Source organism: Cryobacterium sp. BB307, from assembly GCF_012274275.1.
GTDB lineage: Bacteria > Actinomycetota > Actinomycetes > Actinomycetales > Microbacteriaceae > Terrimesophilobacter.
On the sequence record NZ_JAANZA010000003.1, the window covers coordinates 391,418 to 408,611 of the forward strand.

At 68.3% G+C, this 17,194-nt stretch carries 15 protein-coding genes; 5 read left to right on the plus strand and 10 right to left on the minus strand.

Going from position 1 to position 17,194, the window contains the following annotated elements:
* Positions 1 to 44: 44 nt before the first annotated feature.
* From mfd to HGK58_RS13475, 7 genes are all read right to left on the minus strand, one after another.
* On the minus strand, positions 45 to 3,602 hold the full coding sequence (gene mfd / locus HGK58_RS13445) for a transcription-repair coupling factor (protein ID WP_168628114.1): 3,558 nt from the start codon (positions 3,600 to 3,602) through the stop codon (positions 45 to 47).
* Between the two features lie 189 nt (positions 3,603 to 3,791).
* Positions 3,792 to 4,370, minus strand: coding sequence for an aminoacyl-tRNA hydrolase (gene pth / locus HGK58_RS13450; protein ID WP_168628115.1), 579 nt, complete (start codon positions 4,368 to 4,370; stop codon positions 3,792 to 3,794).
* A gap of 9 nt (positions 4,371 to 4,379) precedes the next feature.
* A complete protein-coding gene (locus tag HGK58_RS13455; protein WP_168628116.1) occupies positions 4,380 to 5,024 on the minus strand; it encodes a 50S ribosomal protein L25/general stress protein Ctc in 645 nt (214 codons plus the stop codon).
* A 193-nt stretch (positions 5,025 to 5,217) separates the two neighbouring features.
* Positions 5,218 to 5,733 (minus strand): gluconokinase, encoded by a 516-nt coding sequence (locus tag HGK58_RS13460; protein WP_349236229.1) that lies wholly within the window; start codon positions 5,731 to 5,733, stop codon positions 5,218 to 5,220.
* 4 nt (positions 5,734 to 5,737) lie between these two features.
* Complete coding sequence (locus HGK58_RS13465; protein WP_168628117.1) at positions 5,738 to 6,616, minus strand: carbohydrate ABC transporter permease; 879 nt, start codon at positions 6,614 to 6,616, stop codon at positions 5,738 to 5,740.
* Entirely contained in the window at positions 6,613 to 7,539 is a 927-nt protein-coding gene (locus tag HGK58_RS13470) for a sugar ABC transporter permease (protein WP_349236230.1), read from the minus strand. Before HGK58_RS13470 ends, HGK58_RS13465 begins: the two co-directional genes overlap by 4 nt.
* A gap of 107 nt (positions 7,540 to 7,646) precedes the next feature.
* Positions 7,647 to 8,924 (minus strand): sugar ABC transporter substrate-binding protein, encoded by a 1,278-nt coding sequence (locus HGK58_RS13475; protein WP_168628118.1) that lies wholly within the window; start codon positions 8,922 to 8,924, stop codon positions 7,647 to 7,649.
* A gap of 115 nt (positions 8,925 to 9,039) precedes the next feature.
* Here HGK58_RS13475 and HGK58_RS13480 point away from each other — a divergent pair, with 115 nt between their 5' ends.
* Positions 9,040 to 9,909 (plus strand): SDR family NAD(P)-dependent oxidoreductase, encoded by an 870-nt coding sequence (locus tag HGK58_RS13480; RefSeq protein ID WP_349236231.1) that lies wholly within the window; start codon positions 9,040 to 9,042, stop codon positions 9,907 to 9,909.
* An 8-nt stretch (positions 9,910 to 9,917) separates the two neighbouring features.
* Positions 9,918 to 10,664, plus strand: a complete 747-nt coding sequence (locus HGK58_RS13485; protein WP_168628119.1) for an FCD domain-containing protein — start codon at positions 9,918 to 9,920, stop codon at positions 10,662 to 10,664.
* Positions 10,665 to 10,710: 46 nt separating this feature from the next.
* Here the strand turns inward: HGK58_RS13485 and HGK58_RS13490 are convergent, their stop codons facing one another.
* On the minus strand, positions 10,711 to 11,751 hold the full coding sequence (locus tag HGK58_RS13490) for a zinc-binding dehydrogenase (protein WP_168628120.1): 1,041 nt from the start codon (positions 11,749 to 11,751) through the stop codon (positions 10,711 to 10,713).
* Positions 11,748 to 12,743, minus strand: a complete 996-nt coding sequence (locus HGK58_RS13495) for a sugar phosphate isomerase/epimerase (protein ID WP_210422949.1) — start codon at positions 12,741 to 12,743, stop codon at positions 11,748 to 11,750. The genes HGK58_RS13490 and HGK58_RS13495 overlap by 4 nt, the downstream gene beginning before the upstream one ends.
* Positions 12,744 to 12,872: 129 nt before the next feature.
* Between HGK58_RS13495 and HGK58_RS13500 the strand changes: the two genes are divergently transcribed.
* Genes HGK58_RS13500 through HGK58_RS13510 form a run of 3 tightly spaced genes read left to right on the plus strand, consistent with a single transcriptional unit; the run spans position 12,873 to position 15,636 of the window.
* A complete protein-coding gene (locus HGK58_RS13500; RefSeq protein ID WP_168628121.1) occupies positions 12,873 to 13,910 on the plus strand; it encodes an Ldh family oxidoreductase in 1,038 nt (345 codons plus the stop codon).
* On the plus strand, positions 13,907 to 14,845 hold the full coding sequence (locus HGK58_RS13505) for an NAD(P)-dependent oxidoreductase (RefSeq protein WP_168628122.1): 939 nt from the start codon (positions 13,907 to 13,909) through the stop codon (positions 14,843 to 14,845). The genes HGK58_RS13500 and HGK58_RS13505 overlap by 4 nt, the downstream gene beginning before the upstream one ends.
* 53 nt (positions 14,846 to 14,898) lie before the next feature.
* Positions 14,899 to 15,636 (plus strand): orotidine 5'-phosphate decarboxylase / HUMPS family protein, encoded by a 738-nt coding sequence (locus HGK58_RS13510; RefSeq protein WP_210422950.1) that lies wholly within the window; start codon positions 14,899 to 14,901, stop codon positions 15,634 to 15,636.
* A 101-nt stretch (positions 15,637 to 15,737) separates the two neighbouring features.
* Here the strand turns inward: HGK58_RS13510 and HGK58_RS13515 are convergent, their stop codons facing one another.
* On the minus strand, positions 15,738 to 17,159 hold the full coding sequence (locus HGK58_RS13515; protein ID WP_168628123.1) for a hypothetical protein: 1,422 nt from the start codon (positions 17,157 to 17,159) through the stop codon (positions 15,738 to 15,740).
* Positions 17,160 to 17,194: the final 35 nt, after the last annotated feature.

Below are 17,194 nucleotides of genomic sequence, written 5' to 3' on the forward strand. Positions count from 1 at the left end.
CTACACCGGTGCTGTGCTCCCCGCCTCACAACGCGGGCAGAGGCTCAGGATGCGGTTTCGGCGGCGGACTCGGCCGGCGCCGGCTCCAGGGCCGGGTAGATCGCCCCGAGCAGGGTCGTCACCCACTCGATGAGGGCGGCGTCCGAGTCCAGTTCGGGCAGGGGCAGCATCACGGTGCGTGGCTGCGCGAGGTAGCGCGCGCCCGGGTACATGCGCTGCAGTCGCACCTGGATCGAGTCGACCAGCTCCCGCCCGACGATCCGCAGCTTGCCTGCGGCGCTGACGACCTCGCTGAGCCCGGCCTTCTGCGCCTGCCGGCGCAGCCGCGACACCGCGATCAGGTTGTGAACGGGCTGCGGTGGTTCACCGTACCGGTCGGCCAGTTCCTCGAGGACGAGGTTCAGGGCATCCGGAGCGGCCGAAGGGCCACTGGCCGCCGACAGCTTCTGGTACGCCTCGAGCCGCAACCGCTCGCTCTCGACGTACTCCTCGGGGATGTGCGCGTCGACCGGCAGCTCCAGTCGCAGCTCGGTCTGCCCCTCCGCGACCTCGCCGCGGAAGGCGCCCACCGCTTCGCCGATCATCCGCAGGTACAGGTCGAAGCCCACACCGGCGATGTGCCCGGACTGCTCACCGCCCAGCAGGTTGCCGGCGCCGCGGATCTCGAGATCTTTCAGCGCGATCTGCATGCCGCCGCCGAGTTCGTTGTTCGCCGCGATCGTCGCCAGCCGGTCGTGCGCGGTCTCGTTCAGCGGCTTCTCTGCGTCGTAGAGGAAGTAGGCATAGGCGCGTTCGCGACCACGGCCGACCCGCCCGCGCAGCTGGTGCAGCTGGCTCAGCCCGTACTTGTCGGCGCGGTCGATGATCAGGGTGTTCGCGTTGGTGATGTCGATGCCGGTCTCGATGATGGTCGTCGACACGAGCACGTCGAACTTGCGCTCCCAGTAGTCGACCATGACCTGCTCGAGGACGCCCTCCGACAGCTTGCCGTGCGCCACCGCGATGCGTGCCTCCGGCACCAGCTCGGCGATCTGCGCGGCGACCCGGTTGATGGACGACACCCGGTTGTGCACGAAGAACACCTGCCCCTCGCGCAGCAGTTCGCGCCGGATGGCTGCGGCAACCTGCTTGTCGCTGTACGGGCCGACATAGGTGAGGATCGGATGCCGGTCCTCCGGCGGGGTGGCGAGCGTCGACATCTCCCGGATGCCCGTGACCGCCATCTCGAGGGTGCGCGGGATCGGGGTCGCGCTCATCGCCAGCACGTCGACGTTGGTCTTGAGCTTCTTGAGCGCTTCCTTGTGCTCGACGCCGAAGCGCTGCTCCTCGTCCACGATCACCAGGCCGAGATCCTTGAACTGGATGCTCGAGCTGAGCAGCCGGTGCGTTCCGATGACCATGTCGACGGTGCCGTCGAGCAGGCCGGCGAGGGTCTCCTTGCTCTCCTTGTCGGTCTGGAACCGGCTGAGTGCGCGCAGGTGCACCGGGAACCCGGCGAACCGCTCCGCGAAGGTCTCGAAGTGCTGCTTGACGAGCAGCGTCGTCGGGACGAGCATCGCGACCTGCTTGCCGTCCTGGATGGCCTTGAACGCGGCGCGCACCGCGACCTCGGTCTTGCCGTAGCCGACATCGCCGGAGAGCAGGCGGTCCATCGGGATCGGCCGCTCCATGTCTGCCTTCACCTCGTCGATGGTGGTCAGCTGGTCGGGCGTCTCCGCGAACGGGAACGCCTCCTCGAGCTCCCTCTGCCATGGCGTGTCTTGGCCGAACGCGTGGCCCTTGCTTGCCATCCGGGCCGAGTACAGCTTGACCAGTTCGACGGCGATGTCGCGCACTGCCCGGCGGGCGCGGCCCTTGGCGGCCGACCAGTCGCTGCCGCCCATCTTGCTCAGCGTCGGCGTCTCCCCGCCGACGTACCGGCTGAGCTGGTCGAGCTGGTCAGTCGGAACGTACAGCTTGTCGCCGGGGTAGCCACGCTTCGACGGCGCGTACTCGAGCAACAGGTATTCGCGGTTGTTCTTCACCGGGTTGCGTCCGCCGGTGCTGACCTCGCGTTGCACCAGTTCGATGAACTTGCCGATGCCGTGCGTTTCGTGCACGACGAAGTCGCCGGCCTTGAGCTGCAGCGGATCGACCACGTTGCGGCGGCGGCTCGCGAGCTTCTTCACCTGCCGGCTGTCGTAGCCGACCGAGCGGCCGAAGAACTCGGTGTCGTTGAGCACCGCGAGCTGGGCTTCGGATGATTCGAAGCCGGCCTCGACGGACGCCTGCAGCAGGTAGGCGACCCCGCCCTCGGCATCCGGTGGCAGCGCGTCGACGATGCGCGCGGCCAACCCCGCTTCGGACAGCACGTCGGAGGCGCGTTCGACGAGTCCGTGGCCGGTTGCGGCGATGACCACGGTCCAGCCGCCCTGCAGCAGGCCGCCGACGTGTTCGAGCGCGCCCTCGGCGTGTCCGGCGAAGCTCGGCACCGGCGCCGCTTCGACCGCCAAGTAGTCGTCGTCTTCGCTGGCGCCGCTGTGGAACCCGCTGAGCGTCCACCACGGGCCGTCCGCGCGCTCGCGCAGCTTCTCCAGGGTGAGGAAGTCGCCCGCGTCGAGACTGATCGGTGCACCGGCGCCGAGCGTCGCGGCATCCCAGGCGGCGGCGAGGAACTCGCGGTTGGTCTCGATGAGGCTGACCGCGCGGGCGGCGACGCGCTCGGGCGTGACCACCGCGAACGAGGTGCCCTCGGGCAGATAGTGGTTGATCGGGACGAGCCGCTCGACCAGCCCGGGTGCGAGCGACTCCATTCCCTCGACCGGGATGCCCTCGCTGATCTTCGCGAGCATGCCGGCGAGACCCGGGAACTCGTGCTGCATCTCCCGCGCGCGCTGCTTGACCGACTCGGTGAGCAGCAGTTCGCGGCTGGGCGGCAGTTCGAGCTCGCTCAGCGGCTCGTCGAGTGAGCGCTGGTCGGCGACCGAGAACCAGCGCAGCTGTTCGACCTCGTCGCCGAAGAAGTCGACGCGCACCGGGTGCTCGGCGGTGGGCGGGAACACGTCGAGGATGCCGCCGCGCACCGCGAACTCGCCGCGCCGGGTGACCATGTCGACCCGGGTGTAGGCGAGGGCGACCAGTTGCTCGGCGAGCTGGGTGAGATTGTAGCCGCGGCCGGCCTCGGTGAGCACGACAGGGTCGATGCTGAGCAGGTCATCGGAGAGGGGCTGCAGCGCGGCGCGGACGCTGGAGACGACGATGATCGGATGCTGCGGGTCCTGCTGCCACGCGTGCAGCCGGCGCAGGGTGCGCAGGCGCTTGCCGACGGTCTCGGCGCTGGGACTGAGGCGCTCATGCGGCAGGGTCTCCCACGCCGGGAACTCGAGCACCTCGGCATCCGGCAGCACACTGCCGAGCGCATCGCGCAGGGCCTCGGAGTCGCGCCCGGTGGCGGTGATCGCGAACAGCGCGCCCGGGGTCTGCTGGCGCTGGAGCAGGCCGCCGAGCAACGGCGCGCGCAGCCCATCGACGAGCGAGAAGTCGGCGCTGCGCGTCGCATACGCGAGGGCGTCCTCGAACGTGCGGGCGCGGTTCAGCCTGGCACTTAAGCCCTCGAGTATCACCGGACAATTGTACGCGGCGCCCACTGACCTGTTCCTGTCCAGCTGGCCACGCCTCACCGCGCGTCTATCTGGACGCGTCACTGGTCTCGCGGGGTCGATAACGGCCCTTCCGCGTGCGCGGCAGGGGCAGTTTGCGACCCCTCGGGGATGCCCGCAGCAAATCGAGCGAGGGCTGTGGGCGGGCGGATGCTAGGCAGGCGAGTGGAAGCGCTGCTGCGCGGAGGTGAGCCCGTCGGCGACGATCGCCTCCACGGCGTCTGCGGCATCCGCCAGCAGATTCGGCAGCGACTGCTTCTCGGTCGACGTGAAGTTGCTCAGCACGAAGCCCGCCGCATCCTGACGCCCTGGCGGGCGGCCGATGCCGACGCGCACCCGGATGAAGTCCCCAGTGCCGACCGCGGCGATGATGTCCCGGATGCCGTTGTGGCCGCCGGGTCCGCCACCGAGCTTCAGCCGCACGGAATCGAACGGGATGTCGAGTTCATCGTGCACGACCACCAGACGCTCAGGGCCCAGCTTGTAGTACTTCAGCAGCCCGGCGACCGGGCCGCCGGACAGGTTCATGTAGGTGTTGGTGCCCGCCAGGATCATCCGGCCGGCCGGCGAACGCACCTCGGCGACCATCGCGTTGGCGCGGTGCCGCTTGAAGTTCGCCGAGGTGCGCTTGCCGAGTTCCTCGACGACCATCTCGCCGACGTTGTGCCGATGCGCGGCGTAGCCGGGCCCGGGATTCCCGAGCCCGACCACGAGCCACGCATCCGCGCTCATCGGCGCGGGTTACTCTGCAGCCTCTTCGGCGGCTTCCTCGCCCTCGGCGGCCTCGGCGGCCTCCTCGGCCTCGCCCTCGGCCTCTTCGGCGACGACGGCGGCGGGCACGATGATGTTGACGACGAGCGCGTCAGGGTCGTCGAGCAGGATCGAGCCGGACGGCAGCACGAGGTCCTTGGCGTGGATCTGCGTGCCCTCCTCGGCGCCTTCGATGTCGACGGTGATGCGCTCCGGGATGTGGGTCGCCTCGGCCTCGAGACGCAGGGTGTTCAGGTCCTGCATCGCGATGGTGCCGCTGAACGACTCGCCCTCGAGGTGGATTGGGACCTCGACCTGCACCTTCTCGCCGCGCTTGACGATGATCAGGTCGAGGTGCTCGATGAGCTGACGGACCGGGTCCTTCTGCACGTCCTTGACGAGGACCATCTCGTTCTTGCCCGCGATGTCGAGCTCGAGGATCGCGTTGGCCTTGCGCAGCAGCAGCATGGTCTCGTGGCCGGGGAGGCTCACGTGCTGCGGGTCGGTGCCGTGTCCGTAGATGACGGCGGGGATCCGGCCGGCCGCACGCAGGCGCCGGGCGTAGCCCTTGCCGAAGTTCTCGCGCAGTTCGGCAACCAGGTGGTTGTCGGTGGTGTCGGCCTTCTTCTCAGCCATGTCTGTCTCCTTCGCGGGCCCAGCCCGCTTCATTGAAGTGGATTGCTTGTCAACTCGAACGCTTGCCGCGTGAGGAAAAACCCTGGTCTAGGCGAAAGACTGGAGTGCCCGCTCACCGCGTCGATAACGGATGCCGTGAGAGCATCCCTCGCCGAAGTTCAATCAGTCAGTGTAGCGGACGGCGCGGTGCCCGTCACACGGAGGGCGCGGCAGCCAGCGTCGCCACCACGTCGTCGACGATCTCGGCCGGTGCCCGGCTGATGTCCACCACGACGCCGGTCTCATCGGCGGCGAGCGGCTCGAGGATCGCGTACTGCGAGCTCAGCAGCTCGTGCGGCATGAACTCGTGCTCGCGCACCATGATCCGCGCCTCCACGAGTTCCATCGGTCCCTCGGCGTCGACCACGAACAGGTCAGGTGCGCTCTCCCGCAGCAGGTCGCGGTACTCGCGCTTGAGCGCGGAGCACGCGGCGACGATGCCCGACGAGGAGCCGTCGGCGAGCACCCGGCCGACCTCCTGCAGCCATGGGCGCCGCTGCTCGTCGGTCAACGGCACCCCGGCCGCCATCCGGACGATGTTCTCATCCGGATGCAGCCGGTCACCGTCGATGAACCGGACGCCCAGTCGCCGCGCGAGCAGCGTCCCGATGGTCGACTTGCCGGAGCCCTGCACGCCCATCACGACGATGGGCGGAAGTGGTGCCTTCACGCGTCTACCCCTTGGTCGCGCCGGCGGTGAGGCCGGACACGATGTACTTCTGCGTGAACAGGGCGATGACCATGATCGGCACCGTCACGACCACCGCGGCAGCCATCAGGCCACCCCAGTCGATGCTCGCGTAGGCGACGAAGTCGAAGATCGCCACCGGCAGTGTCTTGGTGCGGGAGCCAGAGAGCACGAGCGCGAACATGAAGTTGTTCCACGAGAAGATGAACGACAGGATGCTCGCGGTCGCGATCCCCGGCACCGACAGCGGCAGCACGATGCGCATGAACGCGCCGATCGGGGTCAGCCCGTCGACCTGCGCCTGCTCCTCGAGCTCGATCGGGAGCGAGTCGAAGAACGACATCATGATGTACACGATGAGCGGCAGCGAGACGAACATGTGCGACAGGATCAGCACCTCGTAGCCGCCAACCATGCGCATGTTGGAGAAGATGAAGTACCACGGCACGAGCAGGCTGACGCCGGGGATGACGCGCGCGAGCAGCACGAGCGCAGCCGACTTCTTCATGACGAAGCGGCTCATCGAGTACGCAGCGGGCAGGCCGAGGATGAGCGACAGCACCGTCGAGCACAGGCCGATCCAGAAGCTGTTGAAGATGTACTGCGTGTAGTTGGCCTGGCCGAACACCGTCTCGTAGTTGCCGAGCGTGGGCGTGAAGTTGAACGCCGCCGCCGGGTTGTAGATGTCGACGTTCGTCTTGAACGACGCAAGCAGCATCCAGATGATCGGCGCAACGAACGTGATGACGACCAGCACGAGCATCGTCACCCGGAACAGTTTGTAGCCGCCGCCGCGCTTGCGACGCTTGAGCGGCTTCGGAGCGGTGACCTCAGCGGCCACGGCGGGAGCTGTCGTGGTGGTCATAGCGAGCTCCTCTTCTTGCGCAGGGTCAGTATCCAGATGCAGCCGATGATCATCAGGAAGAACAGGATGAGCACCGTAGAGGACAGCCCGTAGCGGTTGTAGTCGAAGCTGAGGCCGTACGCGTAGACGTTGAGTGTCTCGACCTCGTGGAACGAGCCGCCGCCCTTGCCCTTCGTCGCGTACAGGATGTCGAAGGTCTTGATGGCGTCGATGCCGCGCAGCAGGATCGCGGTGATAAAGGTCGGCATCACGAGCGGGAAGGTGATGTACCAGAACCGCTGCCAGGCGTTCGCGCCGTCGACGTGTGCTGCCTCCTCCGGCTCGTCGGAGAGCGAGGTCAGGCCCGCGAGCAGGATGAGCACCACCATCGGCGTCCACTGCCAGATGTCGACGAACATCAGGGTCGGCAGCGCGGTGTCCTGTCCGGACAGCCACGGCTGCGCCGGCAGACCCATCCACTTCAGCAGCTGGTTGGCGAAGCCGATGTTCGGCTCGAAGATGAGGCGCCACATCATGCCGACCGCGACCGGGGTGGCGACGAGCGGCAGCAGGATGGCGACGCGCACCCACTTCTCACCGCGGAACGGGCGCCACAGCAGCAGCGCGATCGCCATGCCGAGCACCATCTCGATGCTCAGCGCGCCGACGGTGAAGAACACGGTGCGTCCGACCGCGGGCCAGAACCGCTCGGTGTCACTGAGCACCGTGAGGTAGTTCTGGAGGCCGACGAAGTCCGACTCAGCGCGCACTGACCCAGATGCGTCGGTGACGCTCAGGTACAGGGTCCAGCCGACCGGGAAGACGATCATCAGGGCGACGAACGCCATGGCGGGGGCGGCGAGGACCCACTTACGGTGCTGGTTGGCCCAGCTGGAAAGCGAGTGCCCGATACCGGGTTTCCGGGTGGTGGCGGTAGCGCTCACGTCTCACCTCTCTTCCCGCAGGGCGTGGGGGCACTGGGGTAATGCAGTAGGGGGAATTGCTGGGGGTCGGGCAGGCAGTTGGCCTGCTCGCCCGACCCCCGAGGGTATTACTTGTTCTCGCCGTCCAGGAACGCCTGGAACTTCTCGTGCGCGTCAGCGATGACCGAGTCGACGTCACCGCCGGTGATCGCCTCTACGATCGGCGCGCCAACGATCTCGCGGGCCTCGGCAACCGAGATCACGAGCGGACGGTCGTAACCGACGCCGGTCTCCGAACCGATCGCGACCGCTTCGGCGAGCGCAGGCGGGAAGGATGCCGTGCCAGCCGGGTCGGCCCAGACCGAGTCACGTGCACCGGGCACGCCGGCCTCCTGGATGTCGAGCGTCATCTCGGGGCTGGTGGCCCACTCGATGAACTTCCACGCGTTGTCCTGGTTCGGCGACGCCTCGTTGATGCCGAGAGCCCACGACGGGACGTTGTACGGCTTGGAACCGGCAGGACCCGCCGGGAACGGCGCGAACCCGACACTGTCGGAGACGGTCGAGTTCTCGGCCTCGGTCAGGTTCTTGTACAGGCTGCTCGCGTCGGTGTAGAACGCGGCGTTGCCCTGCGCGAAGATCGCTGCGGCCTCGGGCCAGCTCATGTCGGTGCTGACGTTCTCGGGTCCGTAGTTGTTCAGCAGGCCGCCGTAGTACTCGTACGCCGCCTTGGCCTCGGGCGAGTCGATGACCGACTTGCCGTTCTTGATGAAGTCACCACCGAAGCTGTACAGGAAGCTGGAGAACTGGGTCACCGCGGCCGAGCGGGCGGTGCGCGCCACGAAGCCGGCGACACCGGGGTTGTCCTCGGAGATCACCTTGGCGGCGTTTTCGAGGTCATCGAGGGTTGCGGGCACGTCGAGCCCGGCCGCCTCGAGCAGGTCGGTGCGGTAGTAGAGGACTTCCTGCTCGGTGATCGTCGGAACGCCGACGACGGAGCCTTCCCAGGTCGTGGCACCGACCGGGCCGGACTGGAAGTCGTCCCAGTTCCAATCGGAGTTCGCGGTGACGCGGTCGCTGATGTCAGCGAGGTAGCCGTTCTGCGCGAAGAGCTTGCCCTCCTGCAGCGGGCGGTACATCATGACGTCGATCTCGTCGGTGCCCGCGTTGAGCTTCACGTTGTACTGGTCGGACAGCTGGTCCTCACCGAGCTGGGTGAGCTCGACGGTGAGGCCGGTGTCCTTCTCGAACTCGGAGATCCGGTCCTTGATGATGTCGGTCCAGACGTGGTTGGCGAGGGTGACGCGGACGGTATCCGAGCCCTCCCCCGCTGAAACGGAAGTGCAGGATGCCAGCGCACCCATGGCGAGAACGGCGGCCGCGGTTACCCCGACTGCCTTGAACATTGACTGATGCTTCACTGCATCTCCTCTTCTGTCTTGCGCGTGCTGTGTCGCGCATTACCCGGGGGTGGCATCACCCAGATGCCGAGAAGTAAGACTACTCTAATAAATCATACGAATGGTCATCCGAGACCGGAAAGTGATCCCGGCAAAGCAGCCGGACCAGAAGGGCACCACCGAAATGCAGATCGACCTCAGCGGCAAGTTGGCAATCATAACCGGAGTCGGAAAGGGCATCGGGCGAGCGATCGTCAGGACGCTCGCGGAAGAGGGCATGACCACGGTCGCGCTGGATGTCAGCGAGAGCGACCTCGCCGAGGTCGGCGATGAACTGGCCGGACTCGGCGTCCACCGCCAGTACCAGGTGGACATCCGGGACTCCGCCCGGATCGACGAGGTCATCCGAGCGGTGCGCGATGAGTTCGGCCAGATCGACGTGCTGGTCAACAACGCCGGCGTCGGCGGCAACGGCCCGATCGAGTCGCTGAGCGAGGAGGTCTGGGACTTCAGCCACGACGTGAACCTCAAGGGCACCTTCCTGATGTGCAAGGCGGTGATCCCGACGATGAAGGAGCAGAAGCGCGGGCGCATCATCAACGCGGCCTCGTTCGCGGCCATCGTCCCGAGTATCGGCAGCGTCGCCTACGCGACGTCCAAGGCTGCGGTCGCGCACTTCACACGCGGCCTGGCCGGAGAGCTCGGGCCGTGGAACATCACGGTCAACGCCTACGCGCCGGGGATGATCCCGACCACGCTCAACCACTTCGCCGAGCTGCCGCAGGAACAGCAGGACCGCCTGCTCGACACGCTCAGCCTGCGCGAGTGGGGCAGCAAGGAGGACATCGCGAACCTCATCTGCTTCCTCGCATCCGATCAGGCGCGCTACATCACCGGCACGCTGATCGACATCAGCGGAGGTAAACTCGCCACTCAGATACCGCGCGTCGCATACGATAACGCCGCCGCGGCCGGCGAGTACACGTTCTAGGAGTGCGGATGTCTGAGCTGACCTCCCCTGAGATCCAAGCGCTTCGCTCGCGCTCGCGCATCGGCACCGGCCTGTATGCCCACGTCGTGGAAGTGCTCGGCCAGGAGATCATCAACGGCGACCTGCCGGAGGGCGCGATCGTCTTCGCCGACCAGCTGTGCGAGCGCCTCGGCGTCTCCCGGTCGGTGGTGCGGGAGAGCCTGCGCACGCTGAGCTCGATGGGGCTGATCGAGGCCCGACCCCAGGTGGGAACCCGGGTGCTGCCGGAATCGAGCTGGGACCTGCTGAACCCGCACGTGGTCAAGTGGCGCGGTCAGGGACCCGACTACGTTCGCCAGATGCGCGAGATGCTCGAGCTGCGGCTGGGTCTCGAGCGCACCGCGGCGCGGCTCGCGTCGAAGCGCATCTCGCCGGAGAACGCCCAAGCGGTCATGGCCGCAGCGCAAGCGATGAAGGTCGCGTTCGACGGCCACGACACCAGGCGGTTCTTCGAGGCGGATGCTGTCTTTCACCGGCTGCTGCTCGAGGGCACAGACAACTCGGTCATCGCCCAGCTCGCGGACACGATCGGCGCGGTGCTGCACGTACGCGGCGCGGACACCCGGCCGGGCATGCACGACCTGACGATCGAGGCGGTCGAGCGGCACATCGCACTCGCCCAGGCGCTGATCGATGGCGACACCGACCAGGCGCAGGCCTCCGCCCTCGAACTGGTCGAGGGCACGCTGCTGGAGTTCGGCGGCGACCAGGGCTGATGACGAGTCGGGCCCGATCAGCCGATCGGGCCCAGACCGTGCGTGATCAGCCGGGCATCACCATGACGGACTTGATGTTCCGTCCCGACTCCATGTGCTCGAACGCCTGCTCCCAGTCCTCGAGGTCGTACACCCCGCCCAGCACCGTCGCGGTGTCCAGGCGACCGGTGGAGAACAGTTCGAGCACGCGCTCCCAGGTGGTCCAGGTGTGCGAGAACGAGCCGTAGAGGGTGACCGCCTTGGCGACGAGCGGGTCGAGGCTGAAGCCCAGCGGCTGCGGGCCCCATCCGATCTTCACGATCGAACCAAGCGGGCGCACCAGCTCGAGGCCCTGCTTCAGCGCCGCGCTCACCCCGGTCGCGTCGACCACCAGGTCGGCACCGAGACCGTCGCCGACGCTCCGGATGACGTCGGCCGGATCTTCCGTGGTGATGTCGACGGTGATGTCGGCGCCGAGCAGCTTCGCCTTCGCGAGCCGCTCCTTGTCGACCGGGGTGCCGAGCACGATCGTGGTGCCCGCTCCCCTGAGCTTGGCCATCTGCAGCGACAGCGCGCCGATCGCGCCGATGCCCTGGATGACGACGACATCGCCCGGGTTGACTGGCGCACGCTCGACGAGCGCGTTGTAGGCGACAGCGAACGGCTCGGTCATCGCGGCCTGCTCGAACGTGACGTTGTCCGGGATGCGGTGCAGCACGCGCGGCTCCGCCTGCAGCAGCTGGCCGAACGCGCCGTCGCGGATCGCGCCGTAGCCCTGCCGCTTCGGGCACAGGTTGTAGCGGCCCGTGCGGCACAGCGCGCACGTGCCGCAGATGGACGCCGCGGTCTCGCACACGACACGGTCGCCGACCGCCCAGCCCTCGACGTCGTCGGCGACGGCCGCGATGACGCCGGCCGTCTCGTGCCCGAGCACGACGGGAAGCCGGGTCTCCCAGCTCTGCTTGTTCCGCCACATGTGGATGTCGGAACCGCACACTCCCACCGCGCGCGCCGCGATCAGCACCGTGCCGGGTGCCAACTGCGGCTCGGGGACCTCCCTCACCTCGACGTCGCCATCCGCTTCGCCGAACTTGACGAGCGCCTTCACGCGCCCGCCTCCCGCTGCTTGGTGAGCGCCGGCTGGGCGAGGCTGGGCAGTCCCGCCGCGGCGCGTGCCCGCTCGTGGTTCTCGACGCGCACCGCGGTCGAGCCGCCGAAGTAGCGCTCGCGCGCCTCGCGCAGGTACTCGACCGACTCGAGCATCTCGCCCATACCGTTGACGCCGTCCTCGATGCTGATCCAGCCGTCGTAGCCGGCACCGCTGAGGGTCGTGAAGATGCGGTCGTAGTCGTTGAGGCCCTTGCCGATCACGCCGTGCTGCAGCAGCGGCGAGTAGCCGATGGTGCCGTCGCTCTGACGCAGGTCGTCGAGCGAGCCGCCTGGCGCGAGGGAACGGTCGGATGCCTGCATAGTCACGACCCGGTCGATGACCAGGTCGAGGAAGTCGGCCGAGTCGTCGCCGGCGACGATCGCGTTGGACGGGTCGTACTGCACGCCGAAGTGCACGCGGTCGTCGATACGGTTCACCAGCTCGAGGAAGACCTCCTTCTTCTGCGCGAACTCGGGGTACTTCCAGTGGCCGTCCTTGTAGTGGTTCTCGATCGCGAGGGTGATGTCGAGTTCGCGCGCGAGCGGCAGCAGCGACTCGATCGCCTCGGTCACCCAGTCCAGTCCCTGCTCGAGCGAGACCTCCGGATGGCGCTGGCCGGACAGCACGCGCGTGCTCGCGCCGGGCCCTCCCAGCCGCGAGGTGATGCGGATCATCTCGGCCTCGCGGTCCAGCTCGGCCTTGCGCACCTCGGGGTCGGGGTTGGTGAAGTCGGGCGATGCGCACAGCATCGGCATCTCGAAGCCGGCCGCCGCCAAGTCGTCGCCGACGCGGTCGACGAAATCGTCGCCGGTCTCCCAGAACATGCCCGAGTAGAGTTCGAGACCGTCGGCGGGCAGCACGCGCGCCTTCTCGATCCACTCGAACACGGTCATGGTGCGCTTGACCGCGATTGCGTCAAGGTCACCCTTCGGGAAGACACTGATCCTCATTGAAATACCCCGTTTCACAAGCCGCGCTTGCGCGCTGTACGAGATAAGTATGACGTATAGGATTAATGCCGTGCATCACGCGAATGGCGGCGATGCGCATCGGCGCAGACGAGAAGGGCTGAGCGGCCAATGGTGATCGACGCGAGCGAACTCGAACAATGGGCGACTCGGCTGCTCGAGCAGTGGGGCTATGCACCGGCGGATGCCGCGTACCTCGCCGGCTCCCTCGTTGACGCCAACACCCGCGGGGTGGACTCCCACGGTGTCGTGCGACTGCCGGCCTACGAGCGCCGGATCACCGCGAAGCTCGTCGACCCGACCGCGACACCCGAGGTCACGGTCAACGGCGCCATCGCGGTGGTCAACGCGAACGGCACCGCGGGACAGCTCGCCGCGCGCGCCGCAGTGGACGCGCTGCTCGAGACGACCGAGACATCCGGCGTCGGCACCGCCGTCGTGCATGGCAGCGCCCACTTCGGCACCGCCGGCTACTACGCCCGCTCGCTCGCGGCGCACGGGAGGGTCGCGCTCGTCGTATCGAACTCGGAGCCGGCGGTTGTGCCGTTCGGCGGCCGGGACGCGCTGCTCGGCACCAACCCGTTCGCCTTCGCGGCGCCGACCACCGGCGACCCGATCAGCCTCGACATGGCGACCAGCACGAGCGCGATGGGCAAGGTGCTCATCGCCCAGGCCACAGGCGCGCCGATCCCGGATACCTGGGGCGTCGACTCGACCGGAACGCCAACCACCGACCCGAACGCCATCCGGGCGCTGCTGCCGGCCGGCGGGCCGAAGGGGTACGGGCTCGGCTTCCTCATCGAGATCCTCGCCGGCGTGCTGAGCGGTGCCGCGATCGCGCACGGCATCGGCAACATGTACCAGGACTTCAGCAAGCCGCAGGATGTCGGGCACTTCATGTTCGCCATCGACATCAAGCGCATCATGCCGCTCGACGTGTTCACCGAGCGGATGCGAGAGCTCATCGACGCAGCGCATGGCACCGCTGCCGCCGAGGGCCACAGCGAGGTGCTGGTCCCCGGTGAGCCGGAGGAGCGCACGCGCCGCGCACGGCTGAGCGATGGGATCCCGCTTGCCGACGAGACCGTGACCGAGCTGACCGAGCTCGGCCGCACCTACAACACCGATTTCCCCGGAGCCGCAGCATGAAGGTCCTCCTGCCCACCTCGCTCGAACTGACGTTGGACGCCGACGGCGTCGAGCCGGTGCTCTACGACCCCAGCCTGCCGGTGCCAGCAGAGCACGAGGACGCCGAGGTGCTGGTCGTGTGGGGCAACCCCGACGACCAGCTGCGCGATGCGGCAGCGCGGCTTCAGTCGGTGCGGCTCGTCCAGACTCTCGCAGCCGGGCCGGATGCCGTGGTCGCCGCCGGATTCGTCGACGCCGCGCACATCGCATCCGGGCGCTCGCTGCATGACAGGCCGGTGACTGAGCACGCGCTCGCGCTCGTGCTGGCCGCTGCGCGCCAGTTGCACACTCTGGTGCGGGCGCAGCTGGGGCACCGCTGGGCCTCCGAGCTCGGTGGGATGCAGCCGGAGAAGAACCCGGACGTGTTCACGACATTGCGTGACGCCAACGTGCTGATCTGGGGCTTCGGCGGGATCGCGCGCACGCTCGCGCCGCTGCTCACCGCGCTCGGCGCGAACGTCACGGGAGTCGCGACGAGCGCACGCGAGGACTCCGGCTTCCGGGTGATCGCGGTGGATGACATCGAGTCCGAGCTGCCGACGGCCGACGTGCTGCTGATGATCCTGCCGTCGGTCGCATCCACCCGGCACGCGCTGAGCGCGGAGCGGATCGCCCTGATGTCGAAGCACGCCTGGCTCGTCAACGTTGGCCGCGGCTCGACAGTCGACGAGGATGCCCTGATCGACGCGCTGGCCGCGCGCCGCATCGGCGGTGCCGCCCTTGATGTCACGAGCGTGGAGCCGCTGCCGCCGAGCTCGAGGCTCTGGGACCTGCCCAACGCGATCATCACGCCGCACGCCGCGGGCGGGCGACCGCTCGGCGCCAGCGCCCTGATCAGCGAGAACATCGCGGCGATCGCGGCCGGGAGCGCGCCGCGCAACCTCGTCGAGCGCTAGACAAGCCGCATCCGTCAGTCGAGTCTTCTCTTCGCGAAAAACTAAGGAGAACCGTGTCAACGTCGATCCGCGACATCACCCGCGAGACCCTCGAGCGCCCGCTCGTGCAGATCTCGCTCGACCTCACCAACAACGATGAGGCGCTGCGCACCGCCGCGATCGCCGTCGAGGCCGGCGCCGACTGGATCGAGGTGGGCACGCCGCTGGTGCTCGCGGAGGGGCTGCACTCGGTGCGGGCGCTGCGGAAGGAGTTCCCGGACCACCCGATCATCGTCGACCTGAAGACCATGGACGGCGGCTACCTGGAAGCCGAGATGATGGGCGACGCGGGCGCGGACGCGGTCATCGTCATGGGGCGCGCGCACGATGCGACTATCGCGCGCGTGATCGAGGCGGGCGAGCAGTTCGGGATGCTCGTCATGGGCGACGACCTGGGCGCACCCGATCGGGTCGCCGAGTGCGCGCGGCTCGAGCAGCTTGGTGTCGGGATGGTCATCCACCACATCGGCTACGACCACCGCGGGATGCACCCCGAGCTCGGCCTGACTCCGCTCACCGACCTGCCGGCGATCGTGGCAGCCACCACAGTCCCCGTGCAGGCGGTCGGCGGCTTGAGCATCGATCAGGCGGTCAGCTGCCCGGAGATCGGGGCGCCCATCGTCGTGTTCGGCGCGCCGCTCGCGATCGACGGCGAATCATTCAGCGCGGCGAGCGGCGACCTGCTCGGTGTGCTCACCGAGGCCTGCGCGCGCGTGCACGCCGCGCCGATCGTGTACCCGGCGACAAGCTGACCGAATTCGAGGAGCAACTACTCCCCCGTCGACGAAAGATCCTTGAAACCGCGTCGGCAGAACCATTCCTCCTCGAATCGCGTCGCGGCTGCCCGCTGTTCTCAGCCGAAGAAGTCGCCGAAGTCGCCGAGGTCGCCCAGCCCGTCGAGCAGGCCGCCGATGGCCAGGCCGCCGAGAACGCCGCCGATCACTCCGGAACCACTGGAGCCGTAGCCACGCGGGGCGCCATAGCCATAGCCCCCGTACTGGGCCGCCTGCATGTGCTCAAGGTCGGCTCGGGCGATGGCTGCGGCCTCCGCCGCCAGGGCGGCCGCGCGGCGGGCACGCCTGATCGCGGGCTCAGGCTCCCGCTCTGTCGGAAGCTCAGCGAGTTCACGCTCCGCCTCGGCGAGACGGGTTCGGGCATCCGGACCCACCGGTGCCCCGTAGTCCAGCACGAGCCCGCGCGCCGCGGCGATCTGTCGTTCGGCGTCATCCATCGCGGTGACGAGCTGCGCACGCAACCGCTCACGCCGATCCGCCTGCTGGGTGTGCTCCGCAACCGCATCGTCCAGCGCGGTGTTCGCCTGGCGGATGGCCGAGAGCGCGCCCACCGGATCGCGGAGCGAGCCGGGTGCCGGCAGGCTCGCCAACGCGCGCTCGAGGCGCTCGATCGCCGGATCGATGGTGGCGCGCCGCGTCGCTTCAGGCAGCTGCCGGGCCGCGGCCAGTTCGGCGTTCGACTCGGCGACCATCGCGGCGAGGGCAGCCTCGGCCTTGATCGCTTCGACCTCGAAACTGTCGACGGCGTCGACCAGCGCCTCGGCGCGCTGCGTCGACTCGGCAGCCGCCCGCAGCGCCGCTGAAGCCTCGGAGCCGCGGGACGCGGTCAGGCGGGCATCCGCCACCTCGGTGCTGCGCTGGGCGAACTCGAGCAGTTGCTCGGCCTGATCCGCGTTTGCCGCGATCGGGTCGAGCGCGCCCGCTGAGTACCGCTCGGCGAGGCTCGCGAGGGTTGCCCGGGCGGACGGCAGCGACTGCCGGATGCGTTCGACCTCCGCCCGCACGCGGTCGATCTCGGACGGGACCCTGTGCGCTTCCGCACGGCGGGCGGCGAACGCGTCGGACTGCTCTCTCAGCGAGGATTCCGCCGACTGGCACAGGGAGATGATCCGCTCGTTCCAGTCCCGCCGCTGCTCGTCGGTGTCCGGCACGTGATCGCTCAGGCGCTGGTTCAACTGGAACGCCTCGCTCAAGCGCTGCTTGGCGCGCTGCAGCGCCGCCCCGAATTCGGCGGCAGCGGCATCGCCGAACTCGGCAATCGCGAAACCCAGGTCGTCGCTGGCCAGGCGGACACGCTCGTCGGCACGCACGAGCGCGGACCCCGCCCGCTGTTCCAGTTCCGCCAGCTGCCCGGCGACCTGACGCTCCTGCTCGATCCGCTGCTGGTTTCTGCGGGCACGCGAGCGGAGCACCGCGACGGTGATGGTGATCCCGACGGCCAGCGGCGCCGCAATGACCAGGAGCAGCACGACCAGATCCATGGAGCGATCCTAGCCAGCCAGCATCCGCGGACCAC